Origin of the sequence: uncultured Eudoraea sp. (assembly GCF_947258525.1) — a bacterium.
Classification (GTDB): Bacteria; Bacteroidota; Bacteroidia; order Flavobacteriales; family Flavobacteriaceae; genus Eudoraea.
In genome coordinates this window covers 1-5,590 of record NZ_CAMYIP010000008.1, presented here as the reverse complement: position 1 = coordinate 5,590, position 5,590 = coordinate 1, and the positions used below count along the sequence as shown (strand labels likewise).

Genomic DNA, 5,590 nt, shown 5'->3' with positions numbered 1-5,590 from the left:
ATTTATATGACGAAGATGCCTCTAATCAGATAGGTCTGGTACTCGCTTTGGATGAAAAAGAAAAATCAACTATAGCTGATATTTCTCAACTCAAAGTTAAATCCAGTATGGGAACAATGAATACCATTGGAGATTTAACAGAAATTGATAAAAGCATAAGCGCCAAAAGTATTTATAGAAAGAACCAAAAAAGAGTAGTCTATGTAACTGGCGATATGGCAGGTGAACTGGAGAGCCCGGTATATGCCATCCTTGGAATGACAGATAAATTAAATGAAATTGATATTCCAAAAGGATACGGACTTGAAGAACTTTACATTAAACAGCCCGATTTTGAAGATGATTACACCATAAAATGGGATGGAGAGTGGCAGATAACCCTGGAGGTTTTCCGGGATTTAGGAATTGCTTTTCTTGGGGTAATAGTCATTATCTATATTTTGATTGTGGGCTGGTTCCAGAATTTCAAAGCGCCTATTGTTATGATGGTGGCCATACCTTTATCCCTGGTAGGGATTGTTTTAGGTCATTGGTTGCTAGATGCCTTCTTTACAGCTACTTCTTTTATTGGGATGATTGCATTGGCCGGTATAATGGTAAGGAATTCAGTATTGCTTATTGATTTTATAAATCTGCGCGTTGGAGAAGGCGCTCCATTAAAACAAGCGGTTATTGAAGCCGGGGCTGTAAGAACAACACCTATTCTTTTAACTGCCGGAACGGTTGTTATTGGTGCTTTTGTTATTCTTTTTGATCCCATTTTCCAGGGCTTAGCTATTTCACTTATGGGAGGGACCATTGCTTCAACAATATTGACCTTGTTGGTGGTGCCACTGGTATATTATTTAATAGAACGTAAAAATCACAAAATATGAAACTACTTATTGTCACCGTAGTCGAACAATTCGAAGAGGCCATTCTGGAACTTTTTAAGAAAGCCAAAATTGAAAATTTTAGCGGTTCAGAAAACAACCCCATTAAGGCGATTGTAGTTCCTATAGAAAGATCAATTTAAAAGATAATTATTATGAAAAACCGGATTGTCAGGGCTGTTGCCGGAATCTTTATTCTACTAAGCCTGGTGCTTGCCATTTACGTAAATATTAATTGGCTTTGGTTTACGGCCTTCGTTGGCTTTAACCTACTGCAGTCATCATTTACGAAATGGTGTTTAATGGAGGATATCTTAACCAAATTTGGTGTAAAGGATTGATCGTATTCTTTCCAGATTCATATTGCAATAGGTAAATTACCGCTCTTTTCAAAGTTGTAAAAACTTCGGTTATTATGCAATTATTGATTTGATTCTCATCAAAAAGCAGGGTTTGCTTAATTTATTGAATTATAATAACTTTTTACAACTTTTAAAGTAAGGTTTATCCTGAAAATCCTACTTTTATGGCATACTAATTACAGTTATATATTTGATTATGTCAGAAAAAAATGAACGTGTTAAAACACTCATACTAGGTTCAGGCCCTGCTGGTTATACCGCTGCAATTTATGCTGCCAGAGCAGATTTAAAACCAGTTATGTATACCGGAATGGAACCCGGGGGGCAATTAACCACCACCACGGAGGTCGATAATTTTCCGGGTTATCCCGAAGGAATAGACGGACCAACAATGATGGTTCAGTTGCAGCAACAGGCAGAACGTTTTGGAACAGAAGTGCGCATAGGAATGGCTACAGCAGTTGAATTCAGCAATGAAGTTGGAGGCATTCACAAAGTAACTATAGATGATTCTAAAGTTATTGAGGCAGAAACTGTTATTATTTCCACGGGTGCAACTGCAAAATATCTAAATATTCCCAGTGAACAGCGTCTGCGCGGGGGAGGTGTTTCGGCCTGTGCCGTATGCGACGGGTTCTTTTATAAAGGACAGGATGTCGCAATAGTAGGAGGTGGAGATACAGCAGCGGAAGAGGCATCTTATCTTGCAAATATTTGCAACAAAGTAACCATGTTGGTTCGTAAGGATTATATGAGAGCCTCCAAAGCCATGCAACATAGGGTTAACAGCCTGGATAACATTGATCTTCGGTACAATTCAGAAGTAGACGAAATATTAGGAGATCAGGTCGTTGAAGGGTTACGAATAGTGAACAATAAAACCGGAGAAAAAGAAGAGATTCCAATAACGGGATTCTTTGTTGCCATAGGGCATAAACCAAATACAGAAATATTTAAAGGACAGCTAGAGATGGATGAAACGGGTTATCTAATAACACCTGGTAAATCCACCAAAACAAGTAAACCGGGAGTTTTTGCAAGTGGTGATGTTCAGGATAAGGAATACAGACAAGCCGTAACGGCAGCAGGAACCGGTTGTATGGCGGCCTTAGATGCTGAACGCTATCTGGCAACCATAGAAACACCTCAGGAAGTATCCTGAATTAGAAGACATTAATAATAAAAAAAAGACCGTCAGGAATGGCGGTCTTTTCATTTTATAGTATCCCGGATACTAATCCGCTCTTTTGTAATTTTCTGAGAAAGTCCTGTTGCCTTCTGCATCAGTTGATATCTGGCTATAGGTATTATCCTTCAATTCTAATTCAAAAGTAAATTTTCTTAAAGCCTCCAAATCTCTCATCATACCTTTATCACCATATTCTATGGTTTCCATTAATTGACCCTCTGTTAATTTATAGGTTCCATAGCCAAACCTTCCAACAACGTCATTACCATCTGCGTCTTTAGTATCGCTGGAAGTAGTACGAGACCACATGACCTTGCCGTCGTAAAACATTTTAACTTGTCTGTAACCTTTAGCAAGAGGTACAGTATCAATAATGTTTTCACCATCATAGTTATAAAAGCTTTGTAGCTCCCAAGTGCCTTCAATTGTATGCATCGTGTTAGGTTTCAAAGATGTTAGCGCTGCGGCACTGATTAGCAGCACCATCACCAAAACCAATCCCAGTAATTTCTTCATGTTAGTGTATTTTAATATGATTCTTAAATATATCTTAAAAGTTACAATTTTTTTGCGAAACTAACAGAATATCCGGGAACAAATTCTGAATTGTCAATGGGTTGCTACTAGTTTAATTCTTTATCATAAAAAGAATTAATAAGTGAGGTAAGTTTTTTAATGTCTTCCTCAGCATGTGAGGCTGTCAGTACAATCCTGCTTTTTAAGCTCGCGTCTTCTGAGGGGTAGTTGAAATCAGTTACAATGATACTGTTGTTCAATAGAAATTTTGTCAGCTCAGGATCGGAATAACCAAATACCGGAAAACCTTCTATATAGGTGAACTTCTTTTGATCATTTAATTCATTTAAGAAAAGCACCATATTAAAATCCAAAATCCCTTTTTTGGATTTATAAATTTCTTCAGCCTGAATTAATGTAGCCATACTTGCCGGCGATGCGGGTGAGGCTCCGGCATAAAAATCAGTTTTTAATACTTCTTTTATCCTTGTGCTGGTGCCAAAGATTGCTCCTGCATCAATACCCAACGCCTTACCCAAAGAGCAGCAAATTAATAGATCTAATGGTTTTAACCTGGCGAGGATTTGAAAGACACCGCTATTTTCGGGGCCTATTTGCCCTATCCCGTGCGAATCATCTGCCACAAGAATGCATTTATCCAAAGGGAGTGAAGTTAAACCTTGAAACTGCGGGTAATTATAGCCCGAGAAATCTATGGAGTCCAAAAGAATGACCGGTATTACGTCTGTATTTGATGCCAAATGGTCCCTTAATGCTATATTCAAAGCTGAATAGGTGATATATGGTTTAATGTTAGTTTGGTATAAGGCAGAGTGACTGTTTGGGGTGTAAAATAACCTGTATTGCTTAGAGCTGAATAAATTACAAATCAACTGGCCCGCGAGATATCCGGAAGACAGGGTTGCACAGTCTTCACAACCCACCCAATTAGAAAGGTAATTTTCTGCTTCTCTATAAATAGACAGCTGAACATTGGATTTTCTGGAAGCACCATATCCTGTGCCATACTTTTTGATGTTTGTGATAAAAATATTCTGGAATTCCCTATCAGTTTGTGTTCCAAAATAGGCCGTGCCACCAAAATAGAGAAATTTCTTTCCCTTGATTACAATTTCACGTCCCGGAAAAGAATCAATTTTAGAGGTCATATTAATAATTCTATTCCACTTCCATTTATTGCAGGAAAAACGACATGGCCGTTTTCTTTAATTGTAACACCTTTTGCAATATCCTCAGATAATAGCATTGCCCCATCCATATCTACATAATCTAATTTTGGCAATAGCTGTGCGATGGCAGAAATCCCCACAGTAGATTCCGTCATACAACCCACCATAACTTTTAAATCTAATTCCCTCGCCTTATCAATCATTCGTAAAGCAGGTGTCAGACCCCCACATTTAGTTAGTTTTATATTTATTCCATTAAAATGGAGCCAGCATTTTTCTACATCACTTTCTTCTATACAACTTTCGTCTGCAATTACAGGAAGAACACTTTGGTGAATTACTTTCTCCATACCCTCCCAATCATCGGCCTTTAGAGGTTGTTCTAAAAATTCAACACCCAATTCTTTAAGCAAAGGTGCATTATTAATGGTCTCTGTCGCGGTCCAGGCACAATTAGCATCAATCCTGAAAATTGCTGTCGTATGTTTGCGCAACTCTTTAATAATGGCGACATCATTGTCTGTTCCTAACTTAATTTTGTAAATAGGCCACGGTTTTTCTTTCATTTTGGCGACCATATTGTCTATGGTATCGAGGCCAATTGTATAATTGGTAATTGGATAATTTTCAATCGAAGTACCCCAAATCTTATACAATGGTTTCCCTACGATTTTGCCATAAAGATCATGGGCGGCAAGATCCAGAGCACATAGCGCAAAGTTGCTCAATCCCTTTGAAGCAATAACAGAGTAAAAATCTTCTGGAGTATTAAAATTGTAGGTCTCTATTTCCCGGCGAACACCCTCTATTTCAGAGATCATGCTTTCACAGCTAATATTATAATACGGATTTGAAGTTGCCTCACCATAACCGGTATAGTTATCGGAAGATAGAGAAACTATTAAAGTATCTTGTGAATCATACGATTCTCTTGAAATACTAAAAGTATGTTGTAAGCTTAAAGTGTACTTTTTAAGATTCAGATCCATTCATAAATTGTTTAATACGAATATAGATAAAACCCATATATGACGAAAAAAACCCCGGTAAGAATACCGGGGTCAAAATATCAATGTTTAGGAAAAAGTATGTTGTTATATATTGTCTGGCTCGTCTTAGTTTTTATGAACGCTTCCGGAAACAGATTTCTTCATTTGAACTGTGGCTTCACCAGTATAGGAAATATCCGCTCCGCTGCTGGCATCAGCAACCAGACTTTTGGATACATTTACAGAAATATCGGCTCCGCTGCTTGCATCGGCATGGCAGGTTTGTACTATAAAGTCACGCGCCTTAATGTCCGAACCACTGCTGGCATTGGCATATAGCATATTAGCTTCGCCAGATACTCTGATATCTGCACCACTGCTTGTATTGGCATCAACCTCATCAGCACTTAATTCTACTTGCAGATCCGATCCACTGCTGGCATTCAAAGATATTTTGTCAGATTCAATGACA

The 5,590-nt window shown here is 38.1% G+C and carries 8 protein-coding genes; 4 read left to right on the top strand and 4 right to left on the bottom strand.

Features of this window, described 5'->3' with window-relative positions:
- The 4 genes from Q0X89_RS00245 to trxB form a co-directional block, all read left to right on the top strand.
- Window positions 1-875: efflux RND transporter permease subunit (locus tag Q0X89_RS00245; RefSeq protein ID WP_297690600.1), on the top strand; the 875-nt coding region annotated here is incomplete at its 5' end.
- Window positions 872-1,015 (top strand): hypothetical protein, encoded by a 144-nt coding sequence (locus tag Q0X89_RS00240; protein WP_297690599.1) that lies wholly within the window; start codon window positions 872-874, stop codon window positions 1,013-1,015. The genes Q0X89_RS00245 and Q0X89_RS00240, both read left to right, overlap by 4 nt.
- Before the next feature lie 12 nt (window positions 1,016-1,027).
- Entirely contained in the window at window positions 1,028-1,213 is a 186-nt protein-coding gene (locus tag Q0X89_RS00235) for a DUF2892 domain-containing protein (protein ID WP_297690598.1), read from the top strand.
- A gap of 217 nt (window positions 1,214-1,430) precedes the next feature.
- Complete coding sequence (trxB, locus tag Q0X89_RS00230; RefSeq protein WP_297690597.1) at window positions 1,431-2,396, top strand: thioredoxin-disulfide reductase; 966 nt, start codon at window positions 1,431-1,433, stop codon at window positions 2,394-2,396.
- Between the two features lie 72 nt (window positions 2,397-2,468).
- Here the strand turns inward: trxB and Q0X89_RS00225 are convergent, their stop codons facing one another.
- The 4 genes from Q0X89_RS00225 to Q0X89_RS00210 all read right to left on the bottom strand — a co-directional run.
- Window positions 2,469-2,939 (bottom strand): hypothetical protein, encoded by a 471-nt coding sequence (locus Q0X89_RS00225; protein ID WP_297690596.1) that lies wholly within the window; start codon window positions 2,937-2,939, stop codon window positions 2,469-2,471.
- A 107-nt stretch (window positions 2,940-3,046) separates the two neighbouring features.
- Entirely contained in the window at window positions 3,047-4,108 is a 1,062-nt protein-coding gene (locus Q0X89_RS00220; protein WP_297690595.1) for a pyridoxal phosphate-dependent aminotransferase family protein, read from the bottom strand.
- Entirely contained in the window at window positions 4,105-5,118 is a 1,014-nt protein-coding gene (locus tag Q0X89_RS00215) for a dipeptide epimerase (RefSeq protein ID WP_297690594.1), read from the bottom strand. Before Q0X89_RS00215 ends, Q0X89_RS00220 begins: the two co-directional genes overlap by 4 nt.
- A 126-nt stretch (window positions 5,119-5,244) precedes the next feature.
- On the bottom strand, window positions 5,245-5,590 hold a 346-nt coding region (locus tag Q0X89_RS00210), incomplete at its 5' end, for a DUF2807 domain-containing protein (protein WP_297690593.1).